General features: G+C 44.8%; 26 protein-coding genes and 1 other annotated feature. Of the genes, 22 read left to right on the top strand and 4 right to left on the bottom strand.

Going from position 1 to position 24,690, the window contains the following annotated elements; genetic code table 11:
- Positions 1–39: 39 nt before the first annotated feature.
- From ECA01S_RS07630 to serC, 3 genes are read right to left on the bottom strand one after another with little or no spacing between them, the layout of a single operon-like run.
- A complete protein-coding gene (locus tag ECA01S_RS07630) occupies positions 40–1,263 on the bottom strand; it encodes a DUF1015 domain-containing protein (protein WP_067393504.1) in 1,224 nt (407 codons plus the stop codon).
- Positions 1,263–2,444, bottom strand: coding sequence for a phosphoglycerate dehydrogenase (locus ECA01S_RS07625; protein WP_067393501.1), 1,182 nt, complete (start codon positions 2,442–2,444; stop codon positions 1,263–1,265). The genes ECA01S_RS07630 and ECA01S_RS07625 overlap by 1 nt, the downstream gene beginning before the upstream one ends.
- The gene (gene serC / locus ECA01S_RS07620) at positions 2,441–3,508 is read right to left on the bottom strand and encodes a 3-phosphoserine/phosphohydroxythreonine transaminase (protein ID WP_067393498.1); all 1,068 of its coding nucleotides are present in this window, start codon (positions 3,506–3,508) and stop codon (positions 2,441–2,443) included. The genes ECA01S_RS07625 and serC overlap by 4 nt, the downstream gene beginning before the upstream one ends.
- Positions 3,509–3,760: 252 nt before the next feature.
- Here serC and ECA01S_RS07615 point away from each other — a divergent pair, with 252 nt between their 5' ends.
- The 22 genes from ECA01S_RS07615 (at position 3,761) to ECA01S_RS07510 (ending at position 24,204) form a co-directional block, all read left to right on the top strand.
- The gene (locus tag ECA01S_RS07615) at positions 3,761–4,294 is read left to right on the top strand and encodes a dCTP deaminase/dUTPase family protein (RefSeq protein ID WP_067393496.1); all 534 of its coding nucleotides are present in this window, start codon (positions 3,761–3,763) and stop codon (positions 4,292–4,294) included.
- A gap of 5 nt (positions 4,295–4,299) precedes the next feature.
- Positions 4,300–5,670 carry a DNA repair protein RadA gene (gene radA, locus ECA01S_RS07610; RefSeq protein WP_067393493.1) on the top strand — a complete coding sequence of 457 codons (1,371 nt, stop codon included), beginning with the start codon at positions 4,300–4,302 and terminating at the stop codon, positions 5,668–5,670.
- A 53-nt stretch (positions 5,671–5,723) separates the two neighbouring features.
- On the top strand, positions 5,724–6,863 hold the full coding sequence (locus ECA01S_RS07605) for a PIN/TRAM domain-containing protein (RefSeq protein WP_067393490.1): 1,140 nt from the start codon (positions 5,724–5,726) through the stop codon (positions 6,861–6,863).
- Positions 6,856–7,551 carry a 2-C-methyl-D-erythritol 4-phosphate cytidylyltransferase gene (gene ispD / locus ECA01S_RS07600; RefSeq protein WP_071858968.1) on the top strand — a complete coding sequence of 232 codons (696 nt, stop codon included), beginning with the start codon at positions 6,856–6,858 and terminating at the stop codon, positions 7,549–7,551. Before ECA01S_RS07605 ends, ispD begins: the two co-directional genes overlap by 8 nt.
- A 9-nt stretch (positions 7,552–7,560) precedes the next feature.
- The gene (gene ispF, locus ECA01S_RS07595) at positions 7,561–8,049 is read left to right on the top strand and encodes a 2-C-methyl-D-erythritol 2,4-cyclodiphosphate synthase (RefSeq protein ID WP_067393486.1); all 489 of its coding nucleotides are present in this window, start codon (positions 7,561–7,563) and stop codon (positions 8,047–8,049) included.
- Complete coding sequence (gene gltX, locus ECA01S_RS07590) at positions 8,046–9,503, top strand: glutamate--tRNA ligase (RefSeq protein WP_067393485.1); 1,458 nt, start codon at positions 8,046–8,048, stop codon at positions 9,501–9,503. The genes ispF and gltX overlap by 4 nt, the downstream gene beginning before the upstream one ends.
- Positions 9,500–9,696: a binding site (T-box leader), on the top strand. Its footprint overlaps the gene before it by 4 nt.
- A gap of 43 nt (positions 9,697–9,739) precedes the next feature.
- Positions 9,740–10,270: a serine O-acetyltransferase EpsC gene (epsC, locus tag ECA01S_RS07585; RefSeq protein ID WP_067393483.1), complete on the top strand. Its 531-nt coding sequence runs from the start codon at positions 9,740–9,742 to the stop codon at positions 10,268–10,270.
- Positions 10,267–11,670: a cysteine--tRNA ligase gene (gene cysS, locus ECA01S_RS07580; RefSeq protein WP_067393481.1), complete on the top strand. Its 1,404-nt coding sequence runs from the start codon at positions 10,267–10,269 to the stop codon at positions 11,668–11,670. The genes epsC and cysS overlap by 4 nt, the downstream gene beginning before the upstream one ends.
- Positions 11,670–12,071, top strand: coding sequence for a Mini-ribonuclease 3 (locus ECA01S_RS07575; protein WP_067393478.1), 402 nt, complete (start codon positions 11,670–11,672; stop codon positions 12,069–12,071). Before cysS ends, ECA01S_RS07575 begins: the two co-directional genes overlap by 1 nt.
- Positions 12,058–12,888, top strand: coding sequence for a 23S rRNA (guanosine(2251)-2'-O)-methyltransferase RlmB (gene rlmB / locus ECA01S_RS07570; protein WP_067393476.1), 831 nt, complete (start codon positions 12,058–12,060; stop codon positions 12,886–12,888). Before ECA01S_RS07575 ends, rlmB begins: the two co-directional genes overlap by 14 nt.
- Positions 12,885–13,412, top strand: a complete 528-nt coding sequence (locus ECA01S_RS07565; protein WP_067393473.1) for an NYN domain-containing protein — start codon at positions 12,885–12,887, stop codon at positions 13,410–13,412. The genes rlmB and ECA01S_RS07565 overlap by 4 nt, the downstream gene beginning before the upstream one ends.
- Before the next feature lie 113 nt (positions 13,413–13,525).
- Entirely contained in the window at positions 13,526–14,014 is a 489-nt protein-coding gene (locus ECA01S_RS07560; protein WP_169792769.1) for a sigma-70 family RNA polymerase sigma factor, read from the top strand.
- A gap of 114 nt (positions 14,015–14,128) precedes the next feature.
- Positions 14,129–14,374, top strand: coding sequence for a Veg family protein (locus ECA01S_RS07555; RefSeq protein ID WP_067393469.1), 246 nt, complete (start codon positions 14,129–14,131; stop codon positions 14,372–14,374).
- 118 nt (positions 14,375–14,492) lie between these two features.
- The gene (ispE, locus tag ECA01S_RS07550; RefSeq protein ID WP_067393466.1) at positions 14,493–15,353 is read left to right on the top strand and encodes a 4-(cytidine 5'-diphospho)-2-C-methyl-D-erythritol kinase; all 861 of its coding nucleotides are present in this window, start codon (positions 14,493–14,495) and stop codon (positions 15,351–15,353) included.
- A 120-nt stretch (positions 15,354–15,473) separates the two neighbouring features.
- The gene (locus ECA01S_RS07545) at positions 15,474–16,454 is read left to right on the top strand and encodes a metal ABC transporter substrate-binding protein (protein ID WP_067393463.1); all 981 of its coding nucleotides are present in this window, start codon (positions 15,474–15,476) and stop codon (positions 16,452–16,454) included.
- 23 nt (positions 16,455–16,477) lie between these two features.
- Positions 16,478–17,158, top strand: coding sequence for a metal ABC transporter ATP-binding protein (locus ECA01S_RS07540; protein WP_067393461.1), 681 nt, complete (start codon positions 16,478–16,480; stop codon positions 17,156–17,158).
- A complete protein-coding gene (locus ECA01S_RS07535; RefSeq protein ID WP_067393458.1) occupies positions 17,131–17,961 on the top strand; it encodes a metal ABC transporter permease in 831 nt (276 codons plus the stop codon). Before ECA01S_RS07540 ends, ECA01S_RS07535 begins: the two co-directional genes overlap by 28 nt.
- Before the next feature lie 151 nt (positions 17,962–18,112).
- On the top strand, positions 18,113–18,928 hold the full coding sequence (gene purR / locus ECA01S_RS07530; protein WP_067393456.1) for a pur operon repressor: 816 nt from the start codon (positions 18,113–18,115) through the stop codon (positions 18,926–18,928).
- Positions 18,929–19,079: 151 nt separating this feature from the next.
- Positions 19,080–20,459 (top strand): bifunctional UDP-N-acetylglucosamine diphosphorylase/glucosamine-1-phosphate N-acetyltransferase GlmU, encoded by a 1,380-nt coding sequence (gene glmU / locus ECA01S_RS07525; RefSeq protein ID WP_071858976.1) that lies wholly within the window; start codon positions 19,080–19,082, stop codon positions 20,457–20,459.
- An 87-nt stretch (positions 20,460–20,546) separates the two neighbouring features.
- Positions 20,547–21,518: a ribose-phosphate diphosphokinase gene (locus ECA01S_RS07520; RefSeq protein WP_067393455.1), complete on the top strand. Its 972-nt coding sequence runs from the start codon at positions 20,547–20,549 to the stop codon at positions 21,516–21,518.
- Positions 21,519–21,642: 124 nt separating this feature from the next.
- Positions 21,643–23,097 (top strand): AcpB/EbpR/MafR family transcriptional regulator, encoded by a 1,455-nt coding sequence (locus tag ECA01S_RS07515; RefSeq protein WP_067393453.1) that lies wholly within the window; start codon positions 21,643–21,645, stop codon positions 23,095–23,097.
- A 30-nt stretch (positions 23,098–23,127) separates the two neighbouring features.
- Positions 23,128–24,204: a YncE family protein gene (locus tag ECA01S_RS07510; protein ID WP_067393451.1), complete on the top strand. Its 1,077-nt coding sequence runs from the start codon at positions 23,128–23,130 to the stop codon at positions 24,202–24,204.
- Between the two features lie 35 nt (positions 24,205–24,239).
- Here ECA01S_RS07510 and mscL read toward each other — a convergent pair whose 3' ends face one another.
- Complete coding sequence (gene mscL / locus ECA01S_RS07505; RefSeq protein WP_067393448.1) at positions 24,240–24,680, bottom strand: large conductance mechanosensitive channel protein MscL; 441 nt, start codon at positions 24,678–24,680, stop codon at positions 24,240–24,242.
- Between the last annotated feature and the right edge of the window lie 10 nt (positions 24,681–24,690).

Below are 24,690 nucleotides of genomic sequence, written 5' to 3'. Positions count from 1 at the left end.
TCCCTAGTAACAATGGGCTTTAGGCTTATTTTATACATGTTACTGAGGACTTTCAAATTCATGGAGAAATAATCCACTTAATAACTTTGGTTCAAACCAAGTAGATTTAGGCGGCATAATCTCGCCTGCATCTGCCACTTGCAATAGCTGGTCCATGGTTGGCGGCGCTAAGGCAAAGGCGACCGTTGCTTGGGCTTGGTCTACGGCCTGGGTTAGCGCCGACAGTCCGCGAATACCACCAACAAATGTGATTCGTTCATCTCGGCGCACATCCTTGATACCAAAAATTGGCGCAATTACTTCTTGCTGGAGCCGGCTAACATCTAAAACCTTTGTGGGATCAGCCGTAGTTAAAGGCTTTTTGAAGGTTAACTGATACCATTTTCCGGCGACGTACATTTTGATTACTTGCGGTTGAGGCTTGGTATCATTACTTTCTTTAATCTCTGCAATTGCTTGCAGATCAGACCAAAAAGTATCTGGTAGTGGGGCGGTGATCAGTCGGTTGTAGTCCCAGATATTCAATTCATCTTTAGGGAAAAGTACCGCTAAAAAGTAATCTGATTCCCGGGCTGCTTCGGGAAACCGTATAGCCAGGTCTTGTCCGACCTTTACAGCCGATGCGGTTCGATGATGACCATCAGCGATATAAAGAGCGGGTACTTGGTCAAAAGCGGCTACTAAAGATGCAATGTGCTGAGACGCCACTGGCCAAACTTGATGTCGAACCTCATAGAAACTTGTGAAGTCATAAAGCGGTTCGGTTTGAGTGCTTGCTAGTAGCAGCTGTTGGATAGTTGGCTGGGGTCGATAGGTTAGGAAAACGGGGCTGGTGTTTGCATCGCAGGCTTCACTATGGCGAATACGATCCAGCTCTTTGTCTGGTCGAGTCAATTCATGCTTTTTAATCCGGTTGGCCACATAATCAGCGATTGCGGCACAAGCCACCAGGCCCGTCTGTACATGATTGCCCATGGTCAACCGGTAAATATAAAAGGTCGCCTGCGGATCTTTGACTAACCAGCCAGCCTGTTTAAAATCCCTCAAATTGTCCGCGGCTTGTTGGTAGACTAGTGGATTATCGGGTGCTGTTTCTACAGGCAAGTCGATTTCGGCTTTATCGATATGCAAGAAAGAATAGGGCGCGTCCTGTGCCATCGCACGAGCTTCTTGTGTATTCAAAACATCATAAGGGAGTGAGGCGACTTGCGCAGCCAACTCTTTAGCGGGCCCTAAATTTTTAAACGGACGAATCGTAACCATTAATCTGACACCTGCCTTTGATTTTTAATAAAGCGGACACGAATGACGTGGTCCAACTCTTGCAATTTTTGAGATAAAGCGGGGCTTTTTTGCGGAATGTTTGATACATCAATCATAGTGTAAGCATAATCGCCACGGCTATTATTGATTAAATGGTCAATGTTCAAACCAAAATCTGCAACGGTAGTGGAAATCTGACCTAGCATATTAGGGACGTTTTCGTGAATGATTGTAATCCGTAAAGGCGAATTAAAGGCCATATCTACGGTAGGAAAATTCACTGAGTGGGTGATAGCTCCGGTTTCCCAAAAGCGGACTAAGGATTTAGCCGCCATTTTGGCACAGTTGACTTCAGCTTCAATAGTTGCAGCCCCCAGATGTGGCAAGACTAGAATGTTCTCTTGCTGCAGCAAAGCTTCTTCCGCGAAATCTGTTACGTAACCCTTTAAGCGATTCTCAGCCAAAGCGGCTAACAGTGAGGGAGTATCCACTAACTCACCGCGGGAGAAATTTAGTAAAATCGTTTTTGGTTTGATTTTTTGCAGCAGCTTAGCGTTAATAAAATGGCGCGTCTTGTCTGTTAGAGGCATATGAAGTGTAATAAAGTCACAGGCCAGAATCGTCGATAAATCTGCCGCTCGGTGCACGCGGCGCGAGATATTCCAGGCAGTGTCTACCGAGACGAAGGGGTCATATCCCACGACTTCCATACCAAGACGATAGGCATCGTTAGCTACCAAGGCACCAATCGCACCTAGACCAATCACGCCTAATCGTTTTCCTTCTAACTCCGTTCCGGAAAACTGCTGCTTTGCCTGTTCAACTTGAGAACTAATATCTCCCGTTAAGGTCTGGACCCACTGGGCACCTTTGAGGATTGGCCGAACCGATAATAAAAGACTTGCCAGGACCAGTTCTTTCACTGCATTGGCGTTTGCCCCTGGCGTATTGAAGACGACGACGCCCGCGGCAGTAGCCCGCTCTAACGGTACATTATTAGTCCCGGCGCCGGCACGAGCAATCGCCAGTAAGCTGCTAGGCCATTGCCAATCATGGAGTGGCTGGCTGCGGACTAAAGCTGCTATGGGTGCTTGCGTCTGGTTGAGGGTGAAGCCTGCCTGCTGAAGTTTAGCTAGCCCTTCTTTGGCAATCACGTTAAACGTTTGGATATCAGGGCTCATTGATTAACCTCCTCAAAGCGGGCCATAAAGGTTAATAAAGCATCGACGCCAGCTTCTGGGAAAGCATTATACAAGCTAGCACGCATACCGCCGACCGTGCGATGGCCTTTCAAGTTCATGAAACCCGCTGCTGCGGCTTCTTGAATAAAGGTGTCGTCTAGTTTTTGGGAGCCGGTGGTAAATGGAATATTGGTGAGAGACCGATTTTGGCGCACATAGGCAGAAAAAAGCGGACTATGATCCAAATAATGATACAATTTACCTGCTTTACGCTGACAGGCTTGCGTCATGGCAGGAATTCCGCCTTGGGCTTGGACCCAGGCAAGCATAAGATTGACTACGTAGATACCGAAGGTGGGTGGCGTATTATAAAGTGAAGGCTGCTGCGCTTGCAGACGATAATCCAGCATGGGAATGGCACCTTCTTTTTCTGGAAGAAGGTTTTTATCAACAATCACGATGGTAACCCCCGCTGCCCCTAGGTTTTTTTGAGCGCCAGCGTAGATCAAACCGAATTCGCTGACTGGATAGTCAACCGATAAGATATTGGAACTCATATCTGCTACTAGGGGTAGACTACCATGATCTGGTAGCTCGGTATACATGGTGCCAACAATGGTATTGTTCGTAGTTATGTGCAAATAAGCGCCCTCAGTAGGTGCTGGTTGGAAGTGGGGGAGCTGATGATAGTGCTGTTCTTTGCTGGAAGCTAATATATGAACGTTGGCCACTTTTTGGGCCGCTTGTATGGCTTTCGCACTCCAAATACCGGTATCGTAATAATAGGCAGTCTGTTGCCCTGCTAAATTTAGTGGCACCATAGAAAATTGTAGGCTGGCACCTCCCTGTAAAAATAGCACGGCATAATGGTCGGGAATCGTCATTAGCTGTCGTAAACGACCTTCCGCCTCCTGCAAGATCTCGCCAAATAAGGCTGAACGATGACTCAGTTCCATGACCGACATACCGCTACCATGATAATCTAGTAGTTCTGCCTGTATCTGCGCTAAGACGGGGGGCGGCAGCGTGGCTGGCCCCGCTGAAAAATTATAAACAGTCGTCATTTTCCCACATCCTCTCGGTAAAAGTTGTCTCCTATTATAGCAAATCCACAAGATTAAAAAAAGATTAAAAAATATTGAAGGATTGTGCCTCTTAGTAACGAGACGAGCCAGAAAAAAGGATGCTTCTAAAGGCTCTCGTCAAGAAATTGAAGAAAGTTTGAAAAGTAAGAAAAGATAAAGAAAGTTTCCATATTTCTAAAAAAGCGTAGCTAAATATGGTAGAATAAAGCTAACTTTGAAAGGAGTTTTTCCATGAAAATTCGCGGTTTTGAAATCGTTTCGTCCTTTAACGGACAAGAGCTCCATCTACCAACTCGCGCAACGAAAGACGCGGCGGGTTATGATTTTGAGGCTGCTGCAGATGTCGTGATTCCCAGCATTTGGAAAACAGGTGTAACGGCGGGGATTGCTCAAGTAACAGCCCATCTAAAAGGGGAAGCAGTCACCAAAGACCTAAAACCAGTCTTAGTACCAACTGGCATCAAAGCGTATATGGGCCAAGAAGAATATTTACAACTAGCCAATCGTTCCAGTAATCCCCTCAAACGCTTTTTGCAATTAGCTAATGGTGTGGGGGTCATTGATGCCGACTATTATAATAATCCCGACAATGAAGGCCATATCATGTTTCAATTTTTGAATTTTGGTTTAACGGATGTCGTGATTAAAAAAGGGGAACGGATCGGCCAAGGAATCTTTTTACCGTTTTTAAAAGCGGATCAGGATCAAGGAGGTCAAACGCGAACCGGCGGCTTTGGCTCTTCTGACACTGTTGAGAAGGGGTAATTGCATTGGCAAAAGCAAAAATTCAATTTGTTTGTCAAAACTGCGGCTACACTTCACCTAAATATCTTGGTCGTTGTCCCAACTGTGGGCAATGGAACACGCTGGTAGAGGAGAAAATCCAAGATTCCTCAGATCGGCGTTCCCGGGTTGATTTAAGTGGGCGCAAAGTCCAACCGCAAAAATTGACAGAAATCATTCCTAAAAAAGAACCCCGAGTCAAAACTAAACTAGAAGAGTTAAACTGTGTTTTAGGCGGTGGGGTGGTGCCGGGTAGTCTGATTTTGATCGGGGGGGACCCCGGAATTGGCAAGTCCACTCTGCTATTACAAGTTTCCCACCAGTTGGCGGAAACCGGGGGGACGGTTCTCTATGTTTCCGGTGAAGAAAGTGCTGAACAAATCAAAATGCGCGCGGAACGGTTAGGTACTGGTGGCACCGACTTTTATTTGTATCCGGAAACGGACATGCGGGAAGTGCGGCAAGCAATCGAAAATCTACAGCCGGATTTTGTGGTGATTGACTCGATTCAAACCATGACACAGCCGGATATTACCAGTGTCGCAGGTAGCGTCAGTCAGGTTAGAGAAACCACGGCGGAGCTACTGCAGCTGGCTAAGACCAATCAAATCGCGATCTTTATTGTCGGTCATGTGACTAAAGAAGGCTCTATCGCAGGTCCTCGGATGTTGGAGCATATGGTCGACACTGTGCTGTACTTCGAAGGGGAGAAACACCATACGTTTCGGATTCTACGAGCCGTAAAAAACCGCTTTGGCTCGACCAATGAAATTGGTATCTTTGAAATGCGGGAGCATGGCTTAGAAGAAGTGTTGAACCCATCGCAAGTCTTTTTAGAGGAACGCTTAGACGGGGCTACCGGTTCTGCAATTGTGGTAGCCTTAGAAGGCAGCCGTCCGATTTTAGTAGAGATTCAAGCGCTAGTGACCCCGAGTATTTTCGGAAATGCTAAGCGGACGACTACCGGCTTAGATTTTAACCGAGTCTCGTTAATCATGGCAGTCCTAGAGAAACGGGCCGGCTTGTTACTGCAAAATCAAGACGCCTATTTAAAAGCCGCTGGTGGTGTCAAATTAAATGAGCCTGCCATTGATTTAGCCGTGGCGGTCAGCATTGCTTCCAGCTACAAAGAAAAAGGCACCCGACCGACGGAGTGTTTTATCGGAGAAATCGGCTTAACTGGTGAGATTCGGCGGGTTAGCCGTATCGAACAGCGCGTCCAAGAAGCGCAAAAGCTAGGTTTTACCAAAGTCTATCTGCCTAAGAATAATTTAGGTGGTTGGACGCCACCGCAAGGCATCGAGATTATCGGTGTTACCACATTAGGGGAGACCTTGCGGAAAGTTTTTCCAAATTAATACAACTCAGTTAGCGGTGGCCTGAGCCACCGCAACTATTTAGGAGGCATATCATGCAGAGACGCGTTATCATCGTGCTGATGGTCGTCGTAGGAGCCAGTCTTGGCATTTCCTTTTTACCGATGGCTTGGGGCATGGCGAATTTAGACCACAATCAGTGGCTCAATAATACCTTTACTAACAGTTTGATTGGTGCCATTATTTTCTTTTTATTATCCCTACTGTTAGCAAAATATATCGAGCTGGGTATCAAAAAAATGGAAAAGACATTAAGTGAGATGAGCTCGACTTACTTGTTGTTTGGGAGTCTGGGGACGATTCTTGGGCTAGTGATCGGTGTGTTGATTTCTATCCCGTTATCAAATATTGGTCTGCCGCTATTTAATAGCGTATTGCCCATCGTCATCATGGTGATTTTTGGCTACTTCGGCTTTCGTATTGGGACGACCCGTATCGAAGAATGGAAAAAACTATTTGCACCTAAGCAGAAAAAACAAAACGATCCCGAAGCAGAGTCTGGGGAAATGTTAGAACGTAAAGCCGATGATCATTTCCATAAATACAAAATTTTAGATACCAGTGTCATCATTGATGGTCGTATCTATGATATTGCCAAGACCGGTTTTATCGAAGGGGTCTTAATGATTCCTAATTTTGTCTTATATGAATTGCAGTATATTGCTGATTCCGGTGATAGCTTGAAACGGGTACGAGGACGCCGCGGCCTGGATATCTTGAATGCCTTGCAAAAAGAAGAGGATATCGAGGTAGAAATGTACGAAGGCGACTTCGAAGATATTAATGAAGTGGATAGTAAATTAATCAAGCTAGCTAAGATGCTAGACGGAATCGTTGTCACCAACGACTACAATTTAAATAAAGTTTCCGAGTTCCAAAATGTCCCAGTTTTAAATATCAATGCGTTGGCTAATGCGGTTAAACCAGTGGTGATTCCAGGTGAATCTATGAATGTAACAGTGGTCAAAGCCGGAACTGAACGCCAACAAGGTGTGGCTTACCTTGATGATGGGACCATGGTCGTCGTGGAAGATGGCCAGCACTATATGAATGAGCATCTAAGTGTCATTGTGACTAGCGCCTTGCAAACGGCTGCGGGTCGCATGATCTTTGCAAAACCAGCGCATTCAAGCCGCGGTATCAATGACCAAGGTTCTGGGAAAAAGAATGGCTAACGGTTATGAAGCAATCGTTTTGGCAGCGGGGCAGGGTCGGCGGATGCAGGCTAGCCGGAACAAAGTGCTGCTGCATCTGCAAGGTCGTCCCGTACTAAGCTATTCTGTAGAGACTTTTTTGAAAGATCCAGCTTGTCAGCATGTCATCTTGGTGATTCAAGCAGAAGAAGCTGAACTGATTCGCCCTATCATTAAACGCTTGCCTTTTAAGCATCAGACGGCCATTTCGGTAGTGGTGGGAGGCAAGGAGCGGCAGGATAGCGTCTTTGCTGGTTTACAAGCGGTGAAATCCCTTGAACGGATCGTGATGGTCCATGACGGGGCCCGCCCCTTTGTTACCGCGAAGCAGCTACAGGATTTGTACCGACGGGCATTAAAAAGCGGGGCGGCGATTTTAGGCGTACCAGTGAAAGACACGATTAAGAAGGTCCTTGATGGCAAAGTAGTAGAAACGATTCCCCGAGAGACTTTGTGGCAAGTCCAAACGCCACAGGCCTTTTTGGGGACTGAACTGGCTTTGGTCCACCAGCAAGCCCAGGCCGCTCATTATTTAGGTACGGATGACGCTTCGTTAATTGAAGTTTTTAGTGAACGCAGCGTTGAGATGGTGCTTGGCAGTTATGAAAATATCAAACTGACAACGCCAGAAGATATGTTTATTGGCGAAACGATTGCAAAGAGAAAGTAGGAAAAGAGCATGATACGAATTGGGCAAGGTTTTGATGTCCACCAGTTGGTACCCGGGCGCCCGCTGATTATCGGCGGTGTTCAATTGCCTTTTGATAAGGGTTTGTTAGGACACTCTGACGCGGATGTATTGTTACATGCCATTACGGATGCTTTATTAGGGGCGGCTGGCTTGGGTGATATCGGGCATTTATTTCCAGATACCGACCCAACCTTCGCTGGAGCCGACTCACAAGAATTATTGCGTCAAGCCTATCAAGAAGTTCAGACTTGCGGCTTTACTATTGGCAACATTGATTGTACAATTTTAGCTGAGCGACCAAAGATGAAACCTTACTTATCTGAGATGAAACGAAATATTGCCCAAGCTTGTCAAATCGAAGTGGCCCAGATCAATCTGAAGGCTACTACGATGGAGAAAATGGGCTTTATTGGTCACGAAGAAGGTCTAGGTGCCATTGCAGTGGCGCTATTAGAAGGAAAGAGGAATGAAGAATGACAAAAGTACGTGTACGTTACGCGCCAAGTCCTACGGGTCATCTCCATATCGGAAATGCTCGTACGGCTCTTTTCAATTATTTATTTGCCCGCCACAATGACGGCGATTTTATTATTCGTATTGAGGATACTGACCAAAAACGCAATATTGCTGACGGTGAAAAAAGCCAGTTGGAAAACCTTGCTTGGTTAGGTATGGAATGGGATGAATCTCCAGCTAATCCAGGTGCCTATGGTCCTTACCGTCAATCTGAACGGAAAGATATCTATTTACCTTTGATTGACCAACTGTTGGCTAGCAACCGGGCTTACAAGTGTTATTGTACCGAAGAAGAGCTAGAAGCAGAACGGGAAGCACAACGGGCACGTGGGGAAATGCCGCATTACTCTGGTAAATGTGCGCATTTAACCCCAGAAGAACAAGCAGAAAAAGAAGCGCAAGGCTTACAACCGGTTATTCGTTTCCGTGTGCCGCGTAATACCTCTTACGAATTTGACGACATGGTTAAAGGAGCAATTACCTTTGAATCAGATAGCGTTGGGGGCGACTTTGTCATTTTAAAACGTGATGGCATGCCTACTTATAACTTTGCCGTTGCTGTAGATGATCATATGATGAAAATCACCCATGTTTTGCGGGGAGATGACCATATTGCCAACACACCAAAACAGTTGATGGTTTACGAAGCGTTTGGTTGGAAAGCGCCAATCTTTGGTCATATGACGTTGATTATTAATTCCGAAACAGGTAAAAAATTATCCAAACGTGACGAAACGATTCTGCAATTTATCGAACAGTATCGGGAGTTAGGCTACTTGCCAGAAGCCATGTTCAACTTTATCGCACTATTAGGCTGGTCGCCAACTGGGGAAGAAGAAATCTTCTCCCAAGCGGAATTAATCAAGATTTTTGATCCAGAACGCTTGAGCAAATCACCGGCTGCTTTTGATGCGAAAAAATTAGAATGGGTCAACAACCAATACATGAAGCAATTCAACTTAGATGAGTTGACCGATATGTCATTGCCTTATCTAGTGGCTGCCGGCCGAGTGGCAGCAGAACCAGATGCTGAAACGATTGAATGGGTCAAAAAATTAGTCAGCTTGTATCAACAACAAATGAGTTATGCGGCAGAAATCGTGCCGTTGACGACAATGTTCTTTGACGAACATCCAGTATTAGATGAAGCGGCCAAAGAAGTTTTAGCTGGTGAAACGGTGCCAACAGTTCTGGCAGCCTTCAAAGCACAATTAGAAGCGCTAGACGTTGTAGATGCCCCAACAGTCAAAGCGGCAATCAAAGCGGTTCAAAAAGAAACAGGCGTTAAAGGAAAAAATCTTTTCATGCCGATTCGCGTGGCGGTTTCTGGTCAAATGCATGGCCCTGAATTACCGGATACGATTGAATTACTAGGTAAAGAAAAAGCTTTAGCACATTTGAATCAAGTACTATAAACACAATGAACAGAAGAAGTACAAAAGGCAAAAGTTCAGAGAGAACGTGGTTGGTGCGAACGTTCCTTGCGCTTTTTGGAAATGCATCTGGGAGTGGCTTAAACGACAAGTAGTTTGAGACGGTTCACTTACGTTACAAGTTAGAGGCAGTTTACTGCAAACAAAAGTGGAACCACGTCTAGACGTCTTTTGAGCTCAGCTCAAGAGACGTCTTTTTGTTAGAAAGGAGGAACTTTATGGGATGGTGGCAGAAAAGTATTGCTGCAGCCAAACGAAATGATCCGGCGGCACGCTCGACTTTAGAAATCGTGCTAACGTATCCTGGAGTCCATGCCTTATTTTGGCATCGACTTTCCCATTTTTTATTTACTCATCAGCTGTACTTATTGGCAAAAATCAACGCCCAATTTTGGCGGATGATTACAGGGATTGAGATTCATCCGGGGGCGGTAATTGCGCCGGGCGTTTTTATTGATCATGGGATGGGATTAGTGATTGGCGAAACCGCCGTGGTAGAAGCCGATGTTGTACTATTTCATGGTGTGACCCTCGGGGGAACTGGCAAAGAGGATGGTAAGCGTCATCCCACCATCAAACGCGGTGCTTTGATCTCCGCTCATGCTCAGATTTTAGGCCCCATTACGATTGGGGCAGGGGCTCGGATTGGTGCCAGCGCTGTAGTGATGAAAGATATCCCCGCTGAAGCAACCGCAGTCGGGATTCCAGCTAAGGTTGTTAGAATAAAAGGAAAAAAGGTGGAACAATGATCAAAATTTATAATACCCTTTCTCGGGAAAAGGAAGTTTTCGAGCCATTAGAGGCCGGCAAGGTCAAAATGTATGTCTGCGGACCAACAGTCTATAACTATATCCATATCGGGAATGCCCGCAGCGCGATTGCTTTCGATACGATTCGCCGCTATTTTGAATATCGTGGCTACCAAGTGGACTATATTTCAAACTTTACCGATGTTGATGATAAAATCATCAAAGCAGCTAAGGAGTTAGGTATCACTGCCCCTGAAGTAGCAGATCGCTTTATCGCGGCGTTCAAAGAAGATACTTCGGCCTTAAACGTCAAACCAGCAACTGCTAATCCGCGGGTAATGGACCATATGCCCGACATCTTAGAATTTATCGCGGCCTTGATTGAAAAGGGCTACGCCTATACGGCTGACGGGGACGTCTATTACCGTACTCGTAAGTTTGGCAAATATGGTGAATTGAGCCACCAATCTTTGGATGAGTTAGAAGTGGGTGCTAGTCAACGAACTGGAGAAGAGGCTATCCGCAAAGAAGATCCGTTAGATTTTGCTCTTTGGAAAAAAGCCAAGCCCGATGAAATTTTCTGGGAATCACCATGGGGCCCCGGTCGCCCTGGCTGGCATATCGAATGCTCGGTGATGGCCACCAAGCACCTAGGGAATACCATCGATATTCACGGTGGTGGTCAAGATCTGGAATTTCCCCATCACGAAAATGAAATTGCGCAAAGTGAAGCCAAAACCGGCGAACGCTTTGCTAATTACTGGATGCATAACGGCTATGTCACAGTTGGAGAAACCGATGAGAAGATGAGTAAATCTTTAGGAAACTTTGTAACCGTTCATGAAATGCTAACGAAATTGGATCCGCAGATTTTACGCTTTTTCATGGCGACAACTCAATATCGCCGACCAATTCGCTACAGTGATGCCACCATCAAAGACGCGGAAAGTAATTTGCAAAAACTAAAAAATACGGTGGAGAATCTACAATTCCGTTTGGAGACAGCCGGAGCAGTAGCCGACCCAGAACGATCAGCGGTCATTAAGGAATACAATGAACGGTTTATTTTTGAGATGGATGATGATTTTAATACAGCCAATGGTATCACGGTGGTCTATGAATTTGCTAAGTGGATCAATCAGTATTTGACAGAAACCACGGTTTCAGCAGAAGTCTTGAACCAAGCGGCGCAACAATTGCATGACTGGTTGGCCATTTTTGGGATCTATTTCACGCAAGATGAATTATTAGATGCAGAAATCGATGCGTTGATGCTGGAACGAGATCAAGCTCGCCGGGAGAAAAATTTTGCCCGTAGCGATGAAATCAGAGACTTACTGAAGGAACAAGGGATCGTGTTAGAGGATACACCTCAGGGAACCCGCTGGAGAAGAAGCTAATGGCAAATTATGAACAATTAAATGGTTTAGCGTTGGCCTATGTGGGCGATGCTATTTATGAAATCTATGTCCGTGATCATTTAGTCAGCACAGGCGAAACGAAACCTAACCAGCTCCATCGCCGCGCTACTTATTATGTTTCGGCAGGGGCACAAGCAATGCTGATTCAAGGTATGTTGACAGAAGAGCTGTTAACAGAAGAGGAAGTCGGCATCTATAAACGCGGCCGGAATGCGAAGAGTCATACTAGCGCGAAAAACGCGGATATTATGACTTACCGGACCGCTACGGGCTTTGAGGCCTTGATGGGCTACTTGCATCTGTTAGGACGTCAGGAGCGCTTAGAGGAGTTAATTAAATGGTGTATTACGAAAGTAGGTGAACAAAATGAAGAAAAATAAACGTCCCACTAGAGATCGAGATAAAAAACCACGTCGAAACCGGGAACGGGAGCCAGAAGTAGCAGCTCCTGAGACGCCAGAACAGACGGACTTTGTTTTTGGCCATCATGCAGCGGTGGAAGCTATGCAGCAACATCGCGGTAATAAACTATTTTTACAGGAAGATGCAAAAGGTGACCGGATCGAAGAACTTAAAGCTTTGGCGCAACAAGAGTCGGTGCCAGTTAAGTGGGTACCTAAAAGCAAGCTAGATACTATGAGTGATCACGGGGTCCATCAAGGAATGGTCTTAGCTGTTACGCCCTATGAGTATTTGACTTTAAATACATTGCTAGAGCAAGCGCCAGCCGATGCGTTCTTTCTAATCTTGGATAGCTTGGAGGATCCGCATAATTTTGGCTCTATCTTGCGAACCGCCGATGCAACGGGTGTGGCGGGAATTATTATTCCAAAACATCGAGCGGTGGGGGTGACGTCCATCGTGACTAAAACCTCAACCGGGGCAGTCGAATATGTTCCCATTGCGCGCGTGACGAATTTGGCTCAGGCTATCGGGCAATTGAAGGAAGCTGGTTTCTGGATTTTTGGTACCGATATGGCGGGCACTGATTACCGTCAGTGGAATGCCACTGGCAAAACGGCTTTGATTATTGGCAATGAGGGCCGAGGCATGAGTGCCGGCTTGAAGAAAGCCGTGGATGGCTTGATTACGATTCCGATGGTAGGTCATGTTCAAAGCTTAAACGCTAGTGTCGCAGCTGGCTTACTAATGTATGAAGCTTTCCGGCAACGACACCCAGGAGGCGGTGGGCAATGAAGACACCCCTGTTGATCGTCGATGGTTATAATATGATTGGCGCGTGGCCTGAGTTGTCTCAGCTGAAAAAACAAGATCGTTTAGAAGAAGCCCGCGACCGCCTACTACACCGTTTATCCAATTACGCGAAGTACGAAGACCTCGAAACAATTGTGGTCTTTGATGCCCAGCTAGTGCCAGGAATTCAAAAAAGCTATAAGAAATATCTGTTAACCGTCGTTTTTACTAAGGAAGAGGAAACTGCCGACAGTTATATCGAGCGGGTCGCTGGTGAGCGCAATACAATCACGACCCAAGTAACAGTAGCCACTAGCGATTTGGCTGAGCAGTGGGTGGTTTTTTCACAAGGTGCTTTGCGTAAATCGGCAAATGAACTCTACAAAGATGTTCTTAAAACAGAGAAACAAATTGCGGAACATTCAAAAGAATTGTATTTTGAGCAGTATCGCCGCAACTCTCCTTGGTCGGAAGATCAACTTGCAAAACTTTCCCAAAAGTTGGAAGATTTGTCACGAGACGTGTAATAAACGTATGTTCGCTAGGAATACCATGACTTTCTTTTTATCATAAACGTAACAATAGTCGACGATTGTTAGTTTGGATAGAAAGGAAGTCATGGTTTTTGCATTTAGATGGTTTGGAATTAAAAAAACAGTATCAAACATATTTGCCAGTAGTACTAAGTTTGGAGAAAAAGTATTATATTCCCGGCTGGGATCATGAGGATTGGTTACAAGAAGGGTTTGTTAGTTTTTATCAAACTCTCCAGACCTTTGATGCAGGCAAAGGTCCAACCTTAGGTGCTTATTTCAAATTAAATTTTAATCGTCGTCTGATTAGCGAGGTTCGTTATTTCAATGCTGCTAAGCGGCGCTCAGAACAGCCGCTGATTCCCTTAGAAGAGGCCGGACTGCATGAGACGGTGGCAGACTATCAGGCGTTACAGCCCTTTTATCAGGAAATATTTGCAGATTTTACAGGGAAGTTATCTTTTCAGGAGTTGGAGACTTTGGCACATTATTTAATGCGTTCGCCCATCAACGAGGCTGAAGAAAGTAGTCAGCGCAGAATTTTGTATCGAGTTCGCAGCAAGCTGAAACGACATTTACAAGAAGGCGAATATTAGAGTTGTTAAAGGCAAAAATAAAAAAAATCATAAAATGATTGATTTAAAAATAATGTTATGGTAAACTTGAAAATTTTATTATTTTATGTTATACTATGCTTCGAGGTGAAGCAGATGCCAACAACTTTAGCTACGATCAAAAAAGATTTAGAGTGCCGTATTGGAAGCGAGATCCTACTAGTCGCACAGACTGGTCGCAAACGTCAAACAGAGCGTAAAGGCGTTTTGACAGAAACTTATCCATCTGTTTTTGTAGTCGATCTTGATCCGGAAGAAAATTCATTTGAACGTGTTTCATACAGCTATTCCGATGTATTGACTAAAACCGTTGAGATCGAATTTTTGGGAGAAGCAGTATAATATAGAAGGAGCAGCCTAGGCTGCTCTTTTTCTATGTCCAAAATGTTGGCATAGGGATGAATTTTCCTTTAAAATGGGCTATAATCAAGCAGTTAGTTTAAAGATAGGAGTGCAGATCGTGGAGATCATTGAGAAAGCACCAGCAAAAATCAATCTGGGGTTAGATGTTGTCGGCAAGCGCGCGGATGGCTATCATGAGTTGGAGATGGTTATGACGAGTGTTGACTTGGCAGATCACTTGACCTTCACCCCCTTGCCGCAACCACAGATCCAATTGGAATCCAATTTGGCTTTTTTGCCGACTGATCGTAAAAATCATGTCTACCAAGCAGCCGAATTGTTGATGAAAAAGGCTGGGATTACAACAGGCGTACATATTTATATCGATAAGCATATTCCCGTAGCTGCTGGCTTAGCTGGTGGCAGTAGTGACTGTGCAGCTGCTTTGCGTGGCTTGAATCGGCTGTGGCAGTTGGGCTACTCTAATGAAGAATTAGCAGCCTTAGGAGCCGAAATTGGATCGGACGTTCCTTATTGCTTGTATGGTAATACGGCTTTTGTGACAGGGCGGGGCGAAACTGTGACACCTTTACCAGCTTTTGGACCTTGCTGGATTATTTTGGTGAAACCACGGATGGGTGTCTCGACGGGCTCGGTATTTAAGGAGTTAAATTTGGCGACGATCCCACATCCGCCAGTGAGAGACTTAGAGCGAGCGGTTATAGCGCAGGATTATGCTGCCATTTTGGCGGCGATGGGCAACAGTTTAGAAGCGGTCACGATTCCCCGCCACCCCATTATTCAGAAAATTAAGGACCGAATGATGCGCTACGGAGCGGATGCGGCTTTAATGAGTGGCAGTGGCCCAACCGTGTTTGCTTTATGCAAGCAGCATAGCCGTGCCCAACGCGTGTACAATGGCTTAAAAGGGTTTTGCGATGAAGTACACTTAGTACCAGCTTTGATGACGAGAGATTGAGAATTTTTTCTTAGTCTCTTTTTTTGTTGACGTTGGTCCGTTAGTCTGCTAAATTAGTTCTTACTGCTAAATCGTAAATGTTACGATTTGATCACGATAAATCGGAATGAGGGAATATAGATGAAGAAATTATTAGGACTAGCCATAACCGGCGCAACGCTATTGCTATTAGGCGCCTGTGGGCAACAAAATAAAGCGCAGAATACTGATAATGAAGAATTAAAGGTGATTACGACTTTTTATCCAATGTATGATTTTACTAAAAATATCGTCGGAGATGCGGGGAATGTTGAATTATTGATCCCAGCTGGGACTGAACCCCATGATTATGAGCCCAGCGCCAAAGATTTAGCCAAAATTTCCGATGCTGAGGTATTTGTTTACAATAGTGATGAAATGGAAACCTGGGTCGCTAAAGTGTTGGATAATATTGATCCGAGCAAAGTGAAAGTCATTGAAGCCAGTGAAGGCATTCAATTGATGGAAGGTGGGGCGCATGAGCATGAAGCGGATGCTGATCATGACGCCGACCATGATTCGGAGGAGCATGATCATGAGGCAGAGGATGCCCACGAGCATGAATTGGATCCTCACGTTTGGTTAGATCCCGTCTTGGCCAAACAGGAAGTAGCGACGATTGAAAAAGGGTTAGCTGAAGCAAAATCAGCTGAAAAAGATACCTTCGCCAAAAATAGTACTGCCTACCAAGCCAAGTTAACTGATTTGGATGGGGAATTTCAAGCTGCTTTCAAAGATGCAAAAGAACGGACATTTGTGACGCAGCACGCGGCCTTTGGCTATTTGGCCCGTCAATATGATTTGACGCAGGAATCTATTTCAGGAATCTCACCGGATCAAGAGCCTTCGCCTAGTCGAATCGCTGAATTAAAACACTATGTGGAAGATCACGGCTTAAAAGTGATTTATTTTGAAAAATCTGCTTCATCTAAAATTGCGGAGACCTTAGCGCAAGAAGCGAACGTAGAATTATCAGTTTTGAATCCGCTGGAAAGTTTGAGTCAAGCAGAACAAGACAAGGGTGCTGATTATCTTTCTGTGATGCGGGATAATCTAAAAAATCTGCAAAAAAGCATCCATTAATTTGCGAAGAAAGGAAGCGTCTTATGCACTATATTGAAGTAAAAGACCTGACTTTTTATTATGATGAAGAGCCAGTGTTAGAAGATGTCTCTTATTATGTCGATCCTGGTGAATTTGTGATCTTAACAGGTGAGAATGGTGCGGCTAAATCAACATTGATTAAAAGTACGCTAGGTTTATTAAAGCCCACCAAAGGCGAAGTAACGATTGCCAAGACCAATGCCGCAGGAGCGCCAATTAGCGTTGGCTATATTCCGCAGCAAATTGCTTCCTTTAATGCCGGCTTTCCTAGTACCGTCTTAGAACTGGTCCGTTCGGGTCGTTATGCTCGCGGACGTTGGTTCAAACCGTTGACTAAGCGGGACCAAGATCATGTGGAACGAGCTTTGAAAGCAGTTGGTATGTGGGAAATGCGTCACAAGCGAATTGGCGAATTATCTGGTGGTCAAAAGCAACGTATCAGTTTGGCGCGAATCTTTGCCACAGATCCTGATTTGTTTATTTTAGACGAACCAACTACTGGCATGGATGAGGAGTCACGGAACGAGTTTTATCGGTTGCTGCGGCATAATGCTCATGTTCATGATAAAGCGATTTTGATGATTACCCATGACCATGAAGATATCAAGCAGTATGCCGATCGGCAGATTCGTTTAGTACGGAAGGAGGATTCACAATGGCGTTGTTTTCATATGAATTCATGAGACGGGCATTTCTAGCAGCGGGTTTTATCTCGGTGATCGCGCCATTATTGGGCGTTTTCCTAGTCATTCGGCGCCAATCGCTAATGGCCGATACATTATCCCACGTTTCCTTAGCTGGGGTCGCACTAGGCTTCTTCCTTAATTGGAATCCGAGCCTTATGACTTTAGTCGTTGTGGTAATTTCGGCCGTCATCTTAGAGTATTTACGTATGATCTACAGTACCTACTCAGAGATTTCGATTGCAATCTTGATGTCAGGCGGCTTAGCGTTAGCGTTGGTTCTCATGAACTTAACCGGAGGTAATTCTGCCACCAGTATTCAGCAGTACCTTTTTGGTTCCATCGTTACGATTACTTGGGGACAGGTTTGGACCTTAGGTATTTTATTCGTCGTCTTACTGGTTGCCTTTTTCTTATTCCGGCGTCCGATGTATGTACTGACCTTTGACGAGGATACGGCCCATGTAGATGGGTTACCGATTCATTGGATGTCAATGGCCTTTAATGTCGTGACCGGTGTGGCGATTGCCATGATGATTCCAATTGCTGGTGCTTTGTTGATTTCAGCCATCATGGTCTTACCAGCTGCAATTGGGATGCGTCTGGGACGGGGATTTCAAGCGGTGATCTGGATCAGTATCATTGTTGGCTTTGTGGGTATGATGTCGGGGCTGACTTTCTCTTATTCCTGGGACACACCGCCTGGTGCGACCATTACCCTGATTTTTATTGGTTTATTCTTGCTAGTAAATGTCTTAAAAAAATTAAGAGTCATGTTACAAAGAAGGAAACAGCTGCGCTAAAGCGTGAGAGGAAATTGCGAAAATTTCCTCTCTTTTTTTGTTGTTCTGCTGATAAATAGCGAACAATTTTGTAATTTATTAAGAAAACACTCGCTTTTTTCACGGTTACTCCGTATAATGAAAGACGAAAATTTGAAAGGAAGTGACATGTGTGAAAGTACGTCGAAGTGAACGTTTGATCGATATGACGCAATATTTATTGGATCACCCTCATACGCTCGTCTCATTGACTTTTTTTGCAGAACGTTATAGTTCAGCGAAATCTTCTATCAGTGAAGATTTGGCTATCATAAAAAAAACCTTTAAAGAAAGAGGTACTGGTAATCTGGAAACTATTCCAGGTGCCGCTGGTGGGGTGCAATTTATTCCTGAGATTCCCTATGGCGATGCCAAGGAATATATCTTAGAACTTTGTGACCGCTTATCGGAGCAAGACCGCCTGTTGCCAGGAGGCTATGTTTATCTCTCTGATTTATTAGGTCAACCAGAATTGCTACGCAAGGTAGGTCGCATCATCGCTAGCAAATATTTGGACCAAAAAGTGGATGCCGTTATGACGGTGGCAACAAAAGGGGTACCTATCGCCCAAGCAGTTTCTTATTATTTGAATGTGCCGTTTGTGATTGTCCGTCGTGATTCAAAAATCACGGAAGGGTCCACGGTTAGTGTTAATTATGTTTCCGGTTCTTCAGAACGAATCGAAAAAATGGAATTATCTAAACGCAGTTTGAAACGCGGTTCACGGGTATTAGTCGTGGATGATTTCATGAAAGGCGGCGGTACCGTTAATGGTATGAAGAGCCTCATTGAAGAGTTTGAAGCAGAATTAGTTGGCATCACAGTCTTTGCGGAATCTAAATTTAACGGAGTTCGGGCAATTGATGATTATACGTCACTATTGTTCGTCCAAGATGTCGATACGCGGACTAAAACCATCAATGTGGTACCTGGAAATTACTTCCAATAAAAGTAAGCTCGCCGCCCGCCCATGTTAGTTGCTAACAATTGGGTGAGCGGCGTATTTTATAAGACCTAGACCAATTATCCTTTGAGTCGGGACTTCTTGAATAATTACAGGGAGTAGGCTACACTTGAAGGCGAAAGATAAATTTGAAGGAGTGGACTTAGTGGCACGATACGCGATCATTTTAGCAGCGGGCAAGGGCACCCGTATGAAATCAAAATTGTACAAAGTATTACATAAAGTAGCAGGTAAACCAATGGTGGAATTGATTCTGGAGCAAGTTTTAAAAACGGATCCTGCCGAAGTCGTGACCATCGTAGGTCATGGGGCTGAGTCAGTCAAAGCGCAGTTAGGTGAGCGTAGCCAATATGCTTTGCAAGCGGAACAATTAGGGACAGGACACGCTGTTTTACAGGCGAAAGAATTTTTAGCTGGTAAAAAAGGCACCACCTTAGTGATTAGTGGCGATACCCCCCTACTAACAGCAGAAACATTGGAAGACTTATTTGATTATCATCAAGGCAAGCAAGCGAGCGCGACGATCTTAACGGCTACAGCGGCTGACCCTACTGGTTATGGCCGGATTTTACGCGACCATGTTGGTATCGTTGAGAAAATCGTCGAGCAAAAAGACGCTACTCCGGAAGAAGCGCGGGTGACTGAAATCAATACCGGAACTTACTGTTTTGATAACGAAGCGCTTTTTGCGGCTTTGGAAAAAGTTGGGACCGATAATGCGCAGGGCGAGTATTATTTAACGGATATTATTGAAATTTTGAAAAACGATGGCAAAACGGTAGCGGCCTTCAAGTCTGAAGACTTCAATGAATCTTTGGGTGTGAACGATCGGGTAGCGCTAGCAGAAGCCAACCGCTTGATGCGTCAACGTATCAATACGGAACATATGCGCAATGGAGTGACCTTTGAAAATCCTGCCGCAACGTATATCGATGCTGGTGTGGTGATTGGTTCTGATACGATTATTGAAGCAGGCGTACACTTGAAAGGAAAAACCGTAATTGGTGCCGATTGTTTTATTGGGGCTAATAGTGAGATTGTGGATAGTGTCATTGAAGATGCGGTGACCATCACTTCTTCTGTGGTGGAGCAAAGTATCGTGCATAGTCAAGCTGATGTGGGACCAATGGCACACTTGCGTCCAAATTCGGAATTAGCAAGTCAGGTCCATGTCGGGAATTTTGTTGAAGTTAAAAATGCCCAGTTGGGAACGGGAACTAAAGTAGGCCACTTGACTTACATTGGCGATGCAACTTTAGGGGAAGATATCAATGTTGGTTGTGGGACGGTCTTTGTGAATTATGATGGCAAAAATAAGCACCACACGAATGTGGGCGATCGCACTTTTATCGGCTGTAATGCGAATCTAGTGGCACCGCTTGAAATTGGAGCAGATAGTTTCATCGCGGCTGGTTCTACGATTACCAAAGATGTGCCGGCGGAAGCCTTAGCTATCGCCAGAGCACGGCAAGAAAACAAAGCAGACTACGCAAAAAAATTACCTTATCACCAGTAAGTATTGGAAAACACTTGATTTTTCTGTGAAAAATGACTACTATTTACAAGGAAGTACGTGTACGAACAATAGAAAGCGGAGGTCTCCATGTCTAAACATTACTTTGATCCCAGATTAAAAATCTTTTCGTTGAACTCGAATCGTCCTTTGGCGCAAAAAATCGCCGATGCCGTGGGCGTTGAACTAGGTCGTTCATCTGTTACCCAGTTCAGTGACGGCGAGATCCAAATCAACATCGAAGAAAGTATCCGTGGATCACATGTGTACCTGATTCAATCTACTAGCAGCCCAGTCAATGACAACTTGATGGAACTTTTGATTATGATTGATGCCCTGAAACGTGCTAGCGCTAAAACGATCAATGTTGTGATGCCTTATTACGGCTATGCTCGTCAAGACCGCAAAGCTCGCGCGCGGGAACCAATCACGGCTAAATTAGTCGCAAATATGTTACAAACGGCCGGTGCAACACGCTTATTGACACTAGATTTGCATGCCGTTCAGATCCAAGGCTTTTTCGATATTCCTGTCGACCACTTGATGGGGGCTCCACTGATTGCGGATTACTTTATGGACCGTGATATCCAAGGGGATGACGTCGTAGTCGTTTCACCTGACCATGGTGGTGTGACACGTGCACGTAAATTAGCAGAATATTTAAAATCACCAATTGCTATCATTGACAAACGTCGTCCACGGGCAAACGTGGCAGAAGTCATGAACATTATTGGGGAAGTCAAAGGGAAAAAATGTGTCTTGATCGATGACATGATCGATACAGCCGGCACCATCACTTTGGCGGCAAATGCGTTAAAAGAAGCTGGCGCGACAGAAGTTTATGCTTCTTGTACACATCCAGTCCTTTCTGGTCCAGCGTTGCAACGTATCCAAGACTCTGCGATTGAACGCTTAGTTGTAACAGATTCAATCTACTTGTCTGATGACCGTAAAATCGATAAGATTGACGAAGTAAGTGTGGGCGCATTGATTGGCGATGCCATCAAACGGATCCACGAAAATAAACCAGTAAGTCCTTTATTTGAAACAAAACATCATTAAAATCTAAGAAGAGGCTAGCACATAACTTTTTGAGTTATGTGCTAGTCTTTTTTTGCACTTGTCGTTTTTCTTCACAGTTGGCGCCTTTTTTGTTACAGTTGAAAAAAGGGCAAGAGGAGGCACCATGGACCTACGGGCATTGTTGGGGAATACATTGAAACGGCAATTGATGCTGTTAGAGGCGCTACATACAAAAGGCGAACGCACCAGTGAGGAGTTGATGGCGGAATTAGATTGTTCACTGCCAGTCCTGCTGAATGACATACGTTTTATCGCACAGGAGTTGCCAGCCTTTGCAATTGAAAAACACAAAGGGTTTTATCATTTGAAGTTAGCTGAACAGACGGATTTTGGTCAAGTATATCGTTGGGCATTAGCGCAGTCACCCGAATGTCAAATCTTAGAAGTGCTGTTATATGAGCATTGCGAGAATATTGCAGAATTAGCTAAACAACTCTTTTTGAGCTTTTCCAAAACACAACGAGCATTGAAACGGGTAGAACAAGAATTGCAAAAATTGATGATTCAGCTGCATTACCGCCCGCTGCGATTGGGAGGGAGTGAGCCGGTCATCCGCCATTTGTATTATCGCTATTTTCAAGAACGTCAGTTAGGTCTGTCGCATCTATTTAGTGAACTGGAAGCGCGAGATATCACCCTGTTTGTTGATCAATTTTTAGAACAAAACGGTTTTCGTTATCAGCGGATTTTTGTGGAACGGGCTCGCCTATCTTTTGTCATTAGTATGTGGCGCATCAAACGCGGTCATCGGATCGCTCCTAAGCGCCGAACTTTCCAACTGCCTGAAGGCAAAACTTGGACAAATTGTTCACAGGCGCTACAGGCGCGGCTAGGTTTGAAATTATCGGAACGTAAGGCACAAGATGCCTTATGGCTCCATTATCATGATGAATTGATCTTTAGTGCGGACCATTTGGAACAGGCCCTTACGGATCCTATTTATCATCGTCGCTTTCAATGGCACAGGCAATTAATTGATTGTTTTGATCAGTTGTTACAGACGCCGCTTTCAGGGACAGAGCGAGAGCGGCTGACTGTTTTGTTGCAAAATGCTAGTTTTTTATATCCGGCTGCTTGTCCACCGTTGGATGTTTTACGGCGGCCACGACAAGATTTTTTATCGGTAGTCGCCCAGATGGACTTACAAGCTGTTACTGGTACCTATCAGATGATTGCCGCATTTTTAGCTGATAGTGGCTGGCATCCAGATTTTGGTGAGCTGTACACCTATCTTTTGTTATCGGGAACTAGTGAGGTGTTATTACGCCTGAAACAGCAAACTAGTAGTCAAATCTTGTTAGTTTCTGATTTGACGCCCACCGTTGAATTCTTTTTATTGGAACAGATTCAACGGTTGATCTATGGACGTTATCAGCTGCTTATTCAAAGTCACTATCAGGAAAGTGACCTAAGTCAATTGGTAATTGATGCCGTCATCACAACCGGACCAGATACCGATTTGGGTGTACCGACTTTGGTGATCGATCCAGCACTGTCCCCAGCTACTATTGCCAAGCTGCAGCAGTTGGTGAATCACCTGTCTAATCACAAAAATTAGCAGTCAGGATGTAAAAGGAGGTGATAAGGTATGAAAAAACAATGGTTGATTGGCGGAGTCTTAGGCTTATGCTTTACTGCTTTTCTTCTAAGTGGCCGTATCGCCAAACGCTACCATACAGAACCCGAAACGACTCTGAATGCGACTAATATGAATCCGGCTATTTTTGCACAAGACGCAGATCAGTTAGCCGAGCTGCGACCTTATCAGGAAGTTACCCAACAATTAGTGAAGGGGCCGTTGCCTAGTATGACCGTTTTACCGGGGCTCCTAGCAACGAAAACCTTGGCTTCAGGTGCGGTAGCTATGTGTACAGAAATGACCCCCCAAGGCGTTGTCGCAACAGAAGATTATGTGATTGTCAGTAGCTACTGTCACCATCATCAGCATAATTCTGTGTTGTATGTCTTAGAAAAGACCACGGGCACCTATCTTAAAACGATTATTTTACCTGGAAAACCCCATGTAGGGGGCCTCGCCTATGATCCTCAACAGCAACGTCTCTGGATTACGGGGCGCCGTAAGCAAAAGGCCGAGCTACTGGCCTTAGACTTGCAGACTATTGAAGCGTATCAAGGCGATCAACCAGTGAAAGTAACATTGCGCAGGCAGCTTCATGATATTCCGCGAGCCTCCATGTTGACTTATTATGAAGGCAGTCTGTTTGTAGGCTATTTTAGTTTGAAAAGTGAAGGGATCATTTTACAATACGAACTGAAAAATGGTGATCTTCAAGGGGACTCTGCCCGCAAATTGACTTTAGACTCTGCTGACTCGCCGATTGGACAAGTGCAGATTGAACGACGCATCCAGGGCTTGGCTTTTTATCAAGATAAATTACTGTTATCACAGTCTTATGGACCTTACAATCGCTCGAAGCTATTAGTCTATGACAATATTTATGAAAAAGATAATTTTAGTGCCCGCAATGCGGCCCATGTTTTACGATTACCAGCGCATTTGGAACAAATCAGTGTGGAGGGGGATGATCTGCTACTAATCTTCGAATCAGCTGCCACACCATATAAAGGCTTTGAATTTACGACCGTAGATCGGATTTTGCGAATGGATCTCGCGGGCTGGCTCAAGGCACAAAAAAACGACTAAGATGCCACTTACTAGCGGCGTCTTAGTCGTTTTAGCTATTTTGTTTCAGTAGGATCAGTGGTGGTTTCATCCTTTTGGGCTGCCAAAAGATCGCGGATTTCTTTTAAGTAATCTTCAGCAGTTGGTGCAGGTGCTTCCTCTTCGGCAGGTTCTTCTTTTGCCCGCATGTCTTTGGCTTTATTGGCAAATTTGACAATCATGAATAATACAAAAGCAGTAATGATAAAGGTGATTAAGGCACTAATAACAGAGCCGTAATTGAAAGGGACACCTTTGATTTTGACAGTCATCTCTGCCATTTCATCCAACGCTTTTGGATCATTAGTGATCGCCACAAACACTAAGTTGATCAACGGTGTAATCAATCCTGCGACGACATTCGTAACAATTGCAGTAAAGGCACTCCCAATAACAACCCCCACCGCCATATCTAACACGTTGCCACGCATCATAAATTCTTTAAATTCTTTGATCATTGCTCTCGCT

This window comes from Enterococcus canis NBRC 100695, assembly GCF_001544375.1.
Taxonomy (GTDB): Bacteria; Bacillota; Bacilli; order Lactobacillales; family Enterococcaceae; genus Enterococcus_H; species Enterococcus_H canis.
The sequence above is the reverse complement of the archived record's forward strand: the minus strand, read 5'-3'. Positions and strand labels throughout refer to the sequence as shown.